11 protein-coding genes are annotated in these 11,680 nt (G+C 66.5%); 7 read left to right on the plus strand and 4 right to left on the minus strand.

Annotated features, from left to right (window positions below; genetic code table 11):
* The first annotated feature begins 1 nt into the window (after position 1).
* The 4 genes from V7778_RS12235 to V7778_RS12250 all read left to right on the plus strand — a co-directional run bounded on the left by V7778_RS12235 (position 2) and on the right by V7778_RS12250 (position 3,830).
* Positions 2 to 475 carry a CYTH domain-containing protein gene (locus V7778_RS12235; protein ID WP_335555549.1) on the plus strand — a complete coding sequence of 158 codons (474 nt, stop codon included), beginning with the start codon at positions 2 to 4 and terminating at the stop codon, positions 473 to 475.
* Positions 472 to 1,632, plus strand: a complete 1,161-nt coding sequence (locus tag V7778_RS12240) for a serine hydrolase domain-containing protein (protein ID WP_335555551.1) — start codon at positions 472 to 474, stop codon at positions 1,630 to 1,632. Before V7778_RS12235 ends, V7778_RS12240 begins: the two co-directional genes overlap by 4 nt.
* Positions 1,633 to 1,821: 189 nt before the next feature.
* Complete coding sequence (locus V7778_RS12245; protein ID WP_335555553.1) at positions 1,822 to 3,252, plus strand: rhodanese-like domain-containing protein; 1,431 nt, start codon at positions 1,822 to 1,824, stop codon at positions 3,250 to 3,252.
* Positions 3,253 to 3,311: 59 nt separating this feature from the next.
* Positions 3,312 to 3,830, plus strand: coding sequence for a hypothetical protein (locus V7778_RS12250; RefSeq protein WP_335555554.1), 519 nt, complete (start codon positions 3,312 to 3,314; stop codon positions 3,828 to 3,830).
* A 72-nt stretch (positions 3,831 to 3,902) separates the two neighbouring features.
* Here V7778_RS12250 and V7778_RS12255 read toward each other — a convergent pair whose 3' ends face one another.
* Positions 3,903 to 4,331 carry a VOC family protein gene (locus V7778_RS12255; RefSeq protein ID WP_335555556.1) on the minus strand — a complete coding sequence of 143 codons (429 nt, stop codon included), beginning with the start codon at positions 4,329 to 4,331 and terminating at the stop codon, positions 3,903 to 3,905.
* Between the two features lie 243 nt (positions 4,332 to 4,574).
* Here V7778_RS12255 and V7778_RS12260 point away from each other — a divergent pair, with 243 nt between their 5' ends.
* Positions 4,575 to 6,836, plus strand: coding sequence for a catecholate siderophore receptor Fiu (locus V7778_RS12260; protein WP_335555558.1), 2,262 nt, complete (start codon positions 4,575 to 4,577; stop codon positions 6,834 to 6,836).
* A gap of 65 nt (positions 6,837 to 6,901) precedes the next feature.
* Positions 6,902 to 7,582 (plus strand): Fe2+-dependent dioxygenase, encoded by a 681-nt coding sequence (locus V7778_RS12265; RefSeq protein ID WP_335555560.1) that lies wholly within the window; start codon positions 6,902 to 6,904, stop codon positions 7,580 to 7,582.
* Positions 7,583 to 7,600: 18 nt separating this feature from the next.
* On the opposite strand, the gene V7778_RS12270 is transcribed toward V7778_RS12265, so the two are convergent.
* Complete coding sequence (locus V7778_RS12270; RefSeq protein WP_335555562.1) at positions 7,601 to 8,341, minus strand: SDR family oxidoreductase; 741 nt, start codon at positions 8,339 to 8,341, stop codon at positions 7,601 to 7,603.
* A 108-nt stretch (positions 8,342 to 8,449) separates the two neighbouring features.
* Between V7778_RS12270 and V7778_RS12275 the strand changes: the two genes are divergently transcribed.
* Positions 8,450 to 9,412, plus strand: a complete 963-nt coding sequence (locus tag V7778_RS12275) for a LysR family transcriptional regulator (RefSeq protein WP_335555564.1) — start codon at positions 8,450 to 8,452, stop codon at positions 9,410 to 9,412.
* A 131-nt stretch (positions 9,413 to 9,543) separates the two neighbouring features.
* On the opposite strand, the gene V7778_RS12280 is transcribed toward V7778_RS12275, so the two are convergent.
* Both V7778_RS12280 and V7778_RS12285 read right to left on the minus strand, forming a co-directional pair.
* Positions 9,544 to 10,047, minus strand: coding sequence for a GNAT family N-acetyltransferase (locus V7778_RS12280; protein ID WP_335555566.1), 504 nt, complete (start codon positions 10,045 to 10,047; stop codon positions 9,544 to 9,546).
* A 49-nt stretch (positions 10,048 to 10,096) separates the two neighbouring features.
* Positions 10,097 to 11,350, minus strand: a complete 1,254-nt coding sequence (locus V7778_RS12285) for a DUF2863 family protein (protein WP_335555568.1) — start codon at positions 11,348 to 11,350, stop codon at positions 10,097 to 10,099.
* Positions 11,351 to 11,680: the final 330 nt, after the last annotated feature.

Consider the following 11,680-nt stretch of genomic DNA (forward strand, 5'->3'; position numbering starts at 1 on the left):
CATGGGCGTCGAGATCGAGCGCAAGTTCCTGGTGCAAAGCGAGGCCTGGCGCGCGCTCGGCGAACCCGTGCTGCTGCGCCAGGGTTACCTGTGCGCCGACCCGATGCGCACCGTGCGGGTGCGCATCGAAGGCGGGCAGGGCGTCCTCACGATCAAGAGCAAGAGCGTCGGCGCCACCCGCGGCGAATGGGAATACCCGATCCCGCTGCCTGAGGCGGCCGAGCTGCTCGACCGCCTGTGCGAACGCCCGCTGGTCGAAAAATACCGCCGCCGCATCGCGCACGCCGGCTTCACCTGGGAAGTCGACGAATTCCTGGGCGAGAATGCCGGCCTGGTGGTGGCCGAGATCGAACTGCCGTCCGAGGACACCGCTTTCGAGCTCCCGGCCTGGATCGGCCGGGAAGTCACCGGCGAGCAGCGCTATTACAACTCCAGCCTGATCCGCCATCCTTATTCCACCTGGACCAATTCATGACACACATGCCGCGCCGCAGCTTGCTGGCGCTCTCCGCCGCCGTGCTGCTGACGGCCTGCGGCACCACCGGTACCACCGGCAGCGCCGACAACCCGGGCTATTTCCCGCCCGCGGGCGACTGGGCGCGCAAGTCCCCCGCGCAGCTGGGCATGGACCCGGCGGCCCTGGCGGCCGCGGTGCAGTATGCGCAAGCACACGAGACCACCCGCGCGCGCGATTTCTCCGACCAGGAAGCCACCTTCGGCGCGCGCCTGGGCTCGATGCCGACCCGGCGCGCCCCTACCAATGGCCTGGTGATCTACAAGGGCTATGTGGTGGCCGAGTTCGGCGACACGCAGTTCGTCGACCCGACCTATTCGGTGGCCAAGAGCATGCTGGCGACGGTGGCCGGCGTGGCCGTGCGCGACGGGCGCGTCAAGCCCGACGAGGCCGTGGCCCGGCGCGTGAACGACGGCGGCTATGCCTCGGCCCACAATGCGCCGATCACCTGGAAGCAGCACCTGCAGCAGGAATCCGAGTGGCAAGGCAGCATGTGGGGCAAGAACGGCGACTTCGTCGGCAAGGCGGAATTCGGCGCCGGCGAGCGCAAGCCGCGCGCGCTCCAGGCGCCGGGAAGCTTCTACGAATACAACGACGTACGCATCAACCGCTTCGCGCTGTCGCTGCTGCGCGTGTTCGGCCAGCCGGTGCCGGAGGTGTTCCAGGAACAGGTGATGGACCCGATCGGCGCCTCCCAGACCTGGAAGTGGGTGCCCTACCACAACAGCTATGTCGACCTGGACGGCAAGCAGGCGGCTTCCGTCAGCGGCGGGACCCGCTGGGGCGGCGGCATGTGGATCGACAGCTGGGACATGGCCCGCTTCGGCTACCTGTGGCTGCGCGGAGGGGCCTGGAACGGCCGCCAGATCGTGCCGCCCGACTATGTCAAGGCCGCGCTCAGCCCCAGCGCCAATGGCCCCGACTACGGCTATCTGTGGTGGCTCAATACCAAGGGCAAGAACCTGCCGGGCCTGCCGGCCAACGCCTATGCGGCGCTGGGGGCAGGGCAGAACACCATCCTGGTGTCGCCCGACCACGACCTGGTGATCGTGTGGCGCTGGCATAGGGGCAACCCTGCGGAGTTCGCCACCAGGGTCATCGCCGCCATCCGCCGCTAACTATTCCTCGCCTGAATGCCGGGCTGGACCTTCGCGTCCGGCGGCGGCTGGGCGAAGCGAGCCGCCATACGGACATATGTATCTAGATACCAACAGTATCTAATATATTTCAGGTAATCTTTGTTTCAGTAATACAAATATCGGAGCCAAACTGATAACATCGTCGGGTTTCCTCTCTGAACTCCGATCATGTCCCCCTTTCGACTCCTGACCGCGCTGGCGCTTGCCGCTGCAGCGCTGGCGACGCCCCATGCCGCGTTCGCTGCCAACCTGAAGACCGCCGCAAGCGCCTGCCGCGTAGGCGAAGACGTCAAACGCTACAGCGACGATGAGCGCGAATCGGGTGAAACCCCGTTGGCGATCGACGGCGCCATCACCGTGACCTCGCCCGAAGCGCGCTGCATGATGAAGAAGCTCGGCAAGGAGCTGATCGTGATCGCCGCCGTGGACGACGAACGCAAGATTCCTGGCGCCATCGCGATGCGCTGGGCCGCAGGCGCCGAAGCAGGCGTGCAGGCCAAGCTGGCCGATGCGCTGGCCGGCCTGACCGAGGGCCGCAAGGCGCGTCCCCTGCTGGTTTATTGTCACCACCTCAAATGCGGCTTGTCCCAGCAGGTGGCGGCGCGCGCAAGCAAGGCCGGGTACACGAACATCTACTGGCTGCGCTGGGGCATGCTCGGCTGGAAGCAGGCCGGCTACGGCTTCCAGGGCGAAACGGAAGACGATCCGGCCGTGCGTTACGCACGCCTGCTCGAGATCTGCACGGCCGGCGCCTCGACCGAAGCCATTGCAAAGGGTGCGGCGACGATGCCGATGAACGAGTTGGACTTTGAACTTGGAAAGTGGCTGAAGGGGGAGCAGAAGAACCGCAAGGCGTGCCTTCAATCCATTCTTCCCGAGGTGGAAGACCACAAGGGACGCAAGGCCGACCTGGCGCAGAAGATCGCCCGCAGCGACGCCGACGCGGTGCGCAGCCTGAAGGCGGCGCGCGCCGCCTTCGACAGCAAGCCGGCCGAGTACCTGGTGCCGGTGCTGTCCCAGGCGCCTGTCTCCACTCTGCGAAAGATGGTTGAGCGTGCCCGCGCCGTGAAGCCCCTGTCCAGCTGCGGCAGTTTCGATTACCAGGCTCCGGACATGAACAACACCGCCCTCGAGAACATGAACCAGCGGCTGCGGACCTACCACGCCTGCCTGGACAGACTGGTGGCGCAGGACGCCGCCGCGCCCTCGCTCGACGCGGACGAGTTCGGCAAATACGTGCTGATGGCGGAATTGACCCAGCCGTATACCTGCTCGGCCAAGCGCATGCCGCATTGCGTGCCGGACGAGGTCTGGGCGCGTCTCGGACGGGTCGCCACCCGCGACCAGGAGCGCCTGGTGGAAAACGCCGCGCAGCTCGAGGAAGGGCTCGAACAACAGGTCGACAAGGTGCGCAGCCGCCTCAACGAGTTTGTCGATGCCACCAACGCCCGCGTCAGCCGTTTCGAGGCGCAAGCACAGGAAGAAGAAGATAGGCGCAGCAACAGCGGCTACGGGGGCGGCTACAGCTATACCCCGCCGGCGCCGCCGCCGGTGCAGTATCGCCAGCCGTCGAACGTCAGCGCCGCGGGGATCCGATGAGATCCGCGCGTCCTGCCCCTTCTGCATCCGCTGTCCCGTTCCGTTCGCCCGAGACCAGGTTGAAAACTTTCCGCCAGTTCGTTGTGCTGCTGTGCCTGCCGATGGCGGCCACGCAGGCCCTTGCCCAATCCTGCCCACCGAGCACCGAGGAAGTGCTTGCCCTGACCGCGGCGCGCAAAGTCGTCGACAGGCAGGAACAGGACTCCATGCATGGCGCCATCGTCGCCTACCAGGGCGCCAACTACAAGCTGCTCGGCGTGGCGCCGACCGAGGTGCGGGTCGGCATGCGTGACCGCAAGATCCATGAGGCGATTATTGGCTTGCCAGGCAAGAACGTGCCCGCTTATTTCGCGGCGCTGAAGCGGAACCTGCCGTCCGGCGGCAAACTGGAATGCAGCGAGGACCAGTGCAAGTGGGAACTCGGCCGCGAAGCGCGTATCGGCGAACTCAAGGAAATCCTCGTGTACGACACGATCTACTTCGACAAGGACACCACGCTCTGGTGTACGTATGCGGCGCCCAGCAAGCGCAGCATCGTGGACATGTTGTACCAGATGGAGCAGCAAAAGAAGCGCTGACTGGCAGTGGATGCCGGCCTCGACATCGACAGGGCGCCTCGTGCGCCCTTTTTTGCGCGGCCCGCCCCAGGCTTAGAACGTGATCTTCACCGAGGGTGCGCTGCGCTTCGCCTCGCCGTGGTAAACGGCCTCGATATTGTTGCCGTCCGGGTCCAGCACGAAGGCCGCGTAATAGCCCGGGTGATACGGCCGTTCGCCCGGTCCGCCGTTATCCTTGCCGCCATGCGCCAGCGCCGCCTTGTAGAAGGCGTCGACCATGGCGCGGTCCCGGGCCTGGAAGGCGAGGTGGTGGCGTCCCGTCAGCGCACCTTGCGCCGCCTCGCTTTCGGCTGTCGAGACGAACAGTTCGTCCACCCAGAAATACCCATCCCCGGTGCCGCCCATCGGCACCTCCAGGACTTCGAATACCGCCGTGTAAAAGGATTGCGAAGCGGGGAGGTCGCGCACCACCAGCTGGATATGGTCGATCAGCCGGCCGCGGTGGAGTTCCTGGGTTTCCATGCTGTGCTCCTTGGCTTGAGAACCTGTCCGGCAGACGGTAGCCGCTGCCGGGACGGGTTCCGGGGGTTAATGGAATGGTCCGGCGATCATACCGCCGGTCCGGGCGGCACGCGTGCGCGCCATCCGGATTTTATTGAATGAGCATGCGAATGAGAACAATTCTCGTTTACATCATCTTAAATTTTATTTACAATTGCCGCCATCCAATGCAATCCCGTCAACTTGACCAGAGAAAGTTTTGTAATGAAAGCAATAAAAAGCCGCAAACGCTCGACCGCCAACAACCACGTGATGAGCACCGCCCTGGCGGCGCTGCTGCTGCCCTTGGGCGCGCAGGCCGATAACGTCGCGCCGCCGCCGGCCGACGCCAAGCCGGCCACCACCGTGGAGATTGTCGGCCAGGTCGACAACGGCTTCCGCGCCGAGTACGCTTCCTCGCCCAAGTACACGGAAAAGCTGGTCGACACCGCCCAGACCGTGCAGGTGATCAAGAAGGAACTGTTCGAGCAGCAGGGCGCCCTGACCCTGACCGAGGCACTGCGCAACACCCCGGGCGTCGGCGCCTTCTTCCTCGGTGAGAACGGCAACACCAACACCGGCGACGCGATCTTCATGCGCGGCTTCGACACCTCGGGCAGCATCTTCGTCGACGGCGTGCGCGACGTCGGTTCGGTCTCGCGCGACGTCTTCAACCTGGAACAGATCGACGTGGTCAAGGGCCCGGCCGGCACCGACACCGGCCGCGGCGCCCCGACCGGCTCGGTCAACCTGGTCACCAAGAAAGCCAACCTGACGCAAGCGGCGTCCGGCTCGCTCACCGGCGGCAGCGCCTCGCAGAAGCGCGCCACGGCCGATGTCAACACGGTCCTCAACGCCGAGCGCGGCATTGCGCTGCGCCTGAACGTGCTGGCCCAGGATGCCGGCAATCCCGCCCGCGACGTGGTCAACAACAAGCGCTGGGCGGTGGCCCCGAGCCTGGGCTTCGGCTTGAACGGTCCGACCCGCGTCTACCTGGACTACCTGCACGTCGACCAGGACAACATCCCCGACGGCGGCGTCTCGACCGTCGGCCTGCCCGGCTACACCAGCCCGGACCCGAAGCGTCCCTTCATCGGCGCCGCCGCACCGGTCGATCCGGAGAACTTCTATGGTTCGAAGCATGACTTCGACAAGATCGAGGCCGACATGGCGACCGTGCGCGTCGAGCACGAGTTCTCGCCGACCCTGCGCCTGCAGAACACCAGCCGCTACGGCCGCACCACCCAGGATTACCTGCTGAGCGCCTGGACTGCCACCGCCGCCAACTTCAGCACCCCGGTCGAGGGCGATCCGTCGACCTGGACCGTGGCGCGCACCACCCGTACCTCGAAAGACCAGGAAAACAAGATCCTGACCAACCAGACCAGCCTGACGGCGGACTTCACCACCGGCGCGCTCTCGCACACCGTGGTGGCCGGCCTGGAACTGGCCAACGAACGCCAGATCAGCTACGGCCGCACCGGCCTGGGCACGCTGGCGCCAGCCAACCTGTACCGTCCGGATTCGAACGTCGTCGTGGGCGACTTCAACCCGCGCCGCACCGGCGCCTACAACAAGGGCGACATCGACACCCAGGCCCTGTACGCCTTCGACACCATCAAGCTGGGCGAGCGCTGGATCTTCAACGGCGGCGTGCGCGTCGAGCGCTACGAGGGCGACTACTCGGTCGTGGCCTTGACCAACAACGTGCTGGTGCCGACCCACTTCACCGTGAGCGACACCCTGGTCAACGGCAAGGCTTCGCTGCTGTACAAGCCGACCACCAGCAGCAGTGTCTATGCGATGGTGGCCAGCTCGAAGCAGCCGCCGGGCGCGAACTTCACCGTCTCGGGCAACGCCAACAGTCCGCAGAACCCGATCTACGAACCGCAGAAGACCACCACCACCGAAATCGGCGGCAAGCTGGACCTGCTGCGCCAGAAGCTGTCGCTGTCGGCCGCGCTGTTCCGCACCGACGTGAAGAACGAGGTCGAGCAGGATCCGGTGGACCTGACCTGGTCGCAGACCGGCGAAAAGCGCGTGCAGGGCATCGAGCTGGGCGCCACCGGCGCGCTGGCGACGGGCTGGCTGGTCAGCGCGGGCTACCTCTACATGGACACCAGCGTCGAGCGCGGCCGCATGATCACTGCATCGCGCGAGAACACACTGACCTATACGCCGAAGCAGTCGTTCACCCTGTGGACCGCCTATGAACTGCCGGGCGGCTTCAAGATCGGCGGCGGCGCGCGCTTCAGCGACAAGCTCAAGCGCGGTACCGACGGCGCCATCGGCACCCCGGCCTTCACCGACTCGTACTGGGTGTTCGACGCGATGGCATCCTACAAGGTCAACAAGCACCTCGACCTGCGCTTGAACGTCTACAATCTGGCCGACGAGCAGTACGTCGCCAGCATCAACAAGAGCGGCTACCGCTACACCCCGGGCGCCCCGCGTTCGGCCAGCCTGACCGCGAACATCCGCTTCTAAGCGGCGTGAAGGCAAACCGGCCGGCCTTCGCCCGGCCGGTTTGCCATTTGAGGGAAGGATTGTTCATGCTCCTGCATATTCCGAACGTGCTCACCCAGGACGAGGTGCGCATCATCCGCACGCGCCTGGAGCGCAGCGACTGGACCGACGGCCGCGCCACCGTGGGCGCCCAGGGCGCCCAGGTCAAGCGCAACCGCCAGCTGCCCGAAGCCTCGGCCGAGGGACGCGAGCTGGCCGCCATCGTGCAGGCGGCGCTGGCGCGCAATCCCATGTTCTTCGCGGCCGTGCTGCCGGTGCGCTCGATGCCGCCGCTGTTCAACCGCTACGGCGAGGGCGAGCACTACGGCGACCACGTCGACGGCGCGGTGCGCGTGGTGCCGGGCATGCCGGGCATGCTGCGCACCGACGTCTCCAGCACCCTGTTCCTTTCCGCGCCCGAGGAGTACGAGGGCGGGGAGCTGGTGGTGCAGGACACCTACGGAGAGCACGAGGTCAAGCTCGACGCGGGCGACCTGATCGTCTATCCCTCGACCAGCGTGCACCGGGTCCAGCCCGTCACCCAGGGCGAGCGCATCTGCAGTTTCTTCTGGACCCAGAGCATGATCCGCGACGACGCCCGGCGCAGCATGCTATACGACCTGGACCGCACCATCGAGTCCCTGCGCGGCCGCCTGGGCGATTGCCCGGAGACGGTGGCGCTGACGGCCCACTATCACAACCTGCTGCGGCAGTGGGCCGAGACCTGACGTACCGGTACTGAGCGCTCAGGCGCCGAAGCCGCCGTCGACCAGCAGGTCGGCCCCGGTGACAAAGGACGATTCCGGGCCGGCCAGGTAGGCCACCATCGACGCCACTTCTTCCGGACGGCCGTGGCGGGGCAGGGCCATCAGGCCATGCAGGGTGGCGCCGAAGTCCGACTTCTCCGGATTCATGTCCGTGTCCACCGGTCCCGGCAGCACGTTGTTGATGGTGATGCCGCGCGGCCCCAGGTCGCGCGCCAGGCCTTTGACCAGTCCGCTCAGCGCCGACTTGCTCATCGCATAGACCGCTGCGCCCGCGAAGGGCATGCGCAGCGCGTTGACGCTGCTGATGTTGACGATGCGTCCGCCTTCACCCATGTGGCGCAGCGCCGCCTTGGCGCCCACGAAGACCGCGCGCACGTTGACGGCCACCGTCCTGTCGAAATCCTCGATCGCGAACTCGTCCACCGGCCCCATGTGCAGGACGCCGGCATTGTTGACCAGGATGTCGAGCCGGCCGAAGTGGTCGGCGGCGCTATCGATGGCCTGCTGCAGGGCGGCCGGGTCGGCGGCGTCGCTGCGGATGGCGAGCGCGCGGCCGCCGGCGGCTTCGATCTCGCGCACCAGGGCCTCGGCCGCGCCGGATGAGCTCTGGTAGGTGAGGGCGACGGCCGCACCGTCGGCCGCCAGGCGGCGCACGATGGCGGCGCCGATGCCGCGCGAACCGCCGGTGACGAAAGCGACTTTGCTGGTGAGGGTGTGCATGGTGTTCTCCTGGTGGGTTGTGGATGAACACAGTATCTTCCTTACCTCCGGTTGAAACTAGCCGGTAGTTTGTCGAAACAATTTCAACCAGCGGTATAAAATGGGCGTATGCTCGAATCGATCAGCCACCTCGTTTCCTTCCTCTACAGCGCCGAGGAAGGCGGCTTTTCCGCTGCCGCGCGCCGGCTCGGCCTGTCTCCGGCCGCGGTCAGCAAGAACGTCGCCGCCCTCGAGCGCCATCTCGGCGTGCGCCTGTTCCAGCGCACCACGCGCCAGCTGCGCCTGACCGAGGAAGGCGAGCAATTCCTGCGCGAGGTGGCCGAGCCCTGGCGCCAGATCGAAGGCGCGGTGCTGGCCGCGCGCGAGGGCGCGGCCCAGCCGGCGGGCAAGCTCAAGGTGAGCATGGCGCCGGCCGTGGGACGCACCTATTTCGTGCCGATGCTGGAAGTTTTCCGCGAACGCTACCCGGCCGTCGTGCCCGACCTCTACTTCGAGAATCGCCAGGTCGACCTGGTGGGCGAGGGCTTCGACGTCGCGATCGGCGGCGGCATCGAGTTGAGCGAAGGCCTGGTGGCGCGCGAATTGACCCAGGTGCACATCATCGTGGCCGCGTCGCCGGCCTACCTGGCGCGGCGCGGACGGCCGGAACATCCGCGCGAGCTCGCGCTGCATGATGGCATTGCGCGGCGCGCCATCCGCACGGGCAGGCTCTATACCTGGACCCTGCGCACTGACGAGGGAGAAGAGGTGCCGGCCGACTTTCGCGCGGCGGCGGTGTGCGACGATCCGGAAGCGATGGCCGCCGCGGCCCGCGCCGGCATGGGCCTGGCCCTGCTGCCGGCGCCGCATGCGCTGCCCTTCCTGCACAGCGGCGAGCTGGTGCACCTGATGCCGGACTGGTATGCGCTGGCGCGGCCACTGTGCATCTACTACCCGAGCCGCAGGCTGCTGCCGGCCAAGACGCGGGTATTCGTGGAGTTCGTGGTGGAGCGTTTTCGTGCGCTGGGGCTGGCGGAGCAGTTCAGGGTGCCGGGAGCAGGGGGCATCGATGAATCTCATCGCTACCCGTGAGACCGTCGCACCGGCGAAGGCCGGCGCCCAACTTGGTGGCGCAGCGGGAATGCCGACAGAACTTGGGTTACGGCCTTCGCCGGAGAGACGTGCCGGGGTGATCGGACTATCGTAAAACGGTCAGGTAGAAACTAGGCAAAAGCGCTGTCGTAGGCGACGACACCCTGCGGAGCCGGACTGTCGAAGGCCAGCGCCATGAAGTACTCAGGCGGCGGGCCGGGATAGCGCAGGCCGGCGTCTTGCGCAAAGCCGAAGCGGCCGTAGTACGCGGGCTCGCCCAGCACCACGCAGCCGCGCGCGCCCTTGCGGCGCAGTACCGACAAGCCTGCCTCGACCAGGGCCGTACCCACGCCCTGGCCCTGCAGCTGCGGCAATACGGCGAGCGGCCCCAGTCCATACCAGCCTTCGTCACGGCCATCGATGCTCACCTTCGAGAAGGCGACATGGCCGGCCAGGCGGCCGTCCGGCAACAGGGCCGCCAGCGCCACGCTCAGGCGCCCGCTGGCGCGCAGCCGTTCGACGATCAGGTGCTCGGTGTGATTGCTGTGCGGGTTGCCGGCAAACGCGGCGTGGAGCAGGGCGGCGATCGCCCCCGCATCGGCGGGCTGTTCGGGGCGGATGTGGAGGTCGATCATGGCGGGAAGGGAAAGGGCGCTTCCGGGAGCTCGGGAGACGCCCGCGGCATCAGTGGAAGTGCTCGGTGCCGGTCGGTGCGTCTTCCGGCATTTCGGCATGCACCAGTTCACCGGTCGGGTCGGAGAACAGCGGTGAGCCGCAGTCGTCGCAGTACTCGGCCACGTAGCGCTCGTTGATGCGCTTGATGTGGGCGATGCCCGCATCGTTGAGGTGGGCGACGATCTCGTTGATCGGCGTGAGCGGCGTCGGGCTGGCGGCCAGCGGGCCTTCCATCGGCGTGCCGTTCTCGTCTTCCTGGCCGTACAGCGGCCAGACGATGCCGTAGACCACGTCCGGGCTCTGGCGCATGGTGAAGGAGACGCGGTACTCGTCGATCTGGATGTCGGCGGCTTCCTCGCCGAAACCGGCGATCACGGCGCGCAGGTCCGAGGCTTCCACACCCAGGGTGTTGGTGAGGTAGTGGACGGCGGCGCGGATCGAGATCGGGCGGATCAGCTTGTCGGCTTCGCGGCAGGCCACGTAATACGCCTCCGGCAGCAGCAGCTCGATGCCGCAGCCCGGCAGCAGGCGCGCGACATTGGCCGTGGCCTGGGCGCGCCATTGTTCCAGCGCGCGGTTGCGTTCCTCGGCGAAGTGCAGGTGGTGCTGCGGTTCCTGCCAGCGGAACAGCGGCGCGCCCTGGGGCGCGACGATGGCCACCAGCAGGTAGCGGGTGTCGGCAAGGAAGGGCGCGGTCTCGGCCTCGCGCGCGGCCGGCTTGATGGTGCCGCCCTTGTGCGCGGCCGCGGCCAGCTTGCTGGTCAGGGCGTAGGTCTCGGCGTGGGTGCGCGGCAGCTGGTCGATCGAATACAGGGTGGGTGCGATGGCCAGGCGGGCGCCGTCGGCCAGCAGGTGGGCCGAGAAGTGCGCGGACAGCGTGTTCAGCAGCTCGGACGGGATGTTCCCGGTCGCGATCGAGAAGCGGGTCCAGGCCAGGATCGGCGCGGCGACCAGCAGCGACTGCCAGGTCACGTCGCCGCCGTCCTGCTGCTCGACCATCGTGGCCGATTCGCTGATCGCCTCGACGGTATCCATCAGGACATCGTAGGCGCCGAGATCGTCCTTGAAGAGGACGTTCAGGGCCAGGTCGATGCTGTCCTGGTGGTTGGTCTTGAGCAGTTTCTGCAGTTGCGTGTCCAGTTGGCGTTCCCAGGCCCGCTCCTCGACACGGCTCGCAGCCTGCATGATGGCTTGCGAGACGCTGACGAGGCGCTGGCTTTCTGCGGATAGTTTAGGAGATGAATCTTTGGATGGACGACGCATGGCGCTAAGGGGTCTCTTCAATAAAGTGTGGATCGAAAGTCCATGGGGGCATCATAAACCCTTATCCCCGGTATTGTAGTTGATTCGGCCACATGCCACGAACACAAGGGAAACTGTACTTGCCCGACAAGGAGGCCTGCCCCGTCCATGCTTGCCAAACGCACAAATACGAAAGATAATACGAATCGTTCTCATTTATCAATGGGCCGGCAATGCGTCGTTCGGACGCGCCGGTGACGCGGTCCCGTGGACGCGCACCTGAAGTGGATTGTTGTTTCTCGGAGTACCACCCCCCGCCGGGCAACCGGATTCACCCTCCTGATCCGCTCA

The sequence above is a fragment of the Massilia sp. DD77 genome (assembly GCF_036961685.1).
Lineage (GTDB): Bacteria > Pseudomonadota > Gammaproteobacteria > Burkholderiales > Burkholderiaceae_D > Telluria.

Coding starts and splice junctions, on each gene's coding strand:
- V7778_RS12255 (WP_335555556.1), bottom strand. CDS start 4,331: ATGGAAACCCAGGAACTCCACCGCGGCCGGCTGATCGACCATATCCAG.
- V7778_RS12260 (WP_335555558.1), top strand. CDS start 4,575: ATGAAAGCAATAAAAAGCCGCAAACGCTCGACCGCCAACAACCACGTG.
- V7778_RS12280 (WP_335555566.1), bottom strand. CDS start 10,047: ATGATCGACCTCCACATCCGCCCCGAACAGCCCGCCGATGCGGGGGCG.
- V7778_RS12240 (WP_335555551.1), top strand. CDS start 472: ATGACACACATGCCGCGCCGCAGCTTGCTGGCGCTCTCCGCCGCCGTG.
- V7778_RS12245 (WP_335555553.1), top strand. CDS start 1,822: ATGTCCCCCTTTCGACTCCTGACCGCGCTGGCGCTTGCCGCTGCAGCG.
- V7778_RS12235 (WP_335555549.1), top strand. CDS start 2: ATGGGCGTCGAGATCGAGCGCAAGTTCCTGGTGCAAAGCGAGGCCTGG.
- V7778_RS12285 (WP_335555568.1), bottom strand. CDS start 11,350: ATGCGTCGTCCATCCAAAGATTCATCTCCTAAACTATCCGCAGAAAGC.
- V7778_RS12275 (WP_335555564.1), top strand. CDS start 8,450: ATGCTCGAATCGATCAGCCACCTCGTTTCCTTCCTCTACAGCGCCGAG.
- V7778_RS12265 (WP_335555560.1), top strand. CDS start 6,902: ATGCTCCTGCATATTCCGAACGTGCTCACCCAGGACGAGGTGCGCATC.
- V7778_RS12270 (WP_335555562.1), bottom strand. CDS start 8,341: ATGCACACCCTCACCAGCAAAGTCGCTTTCGTCACCGGCGGTTCGCGC.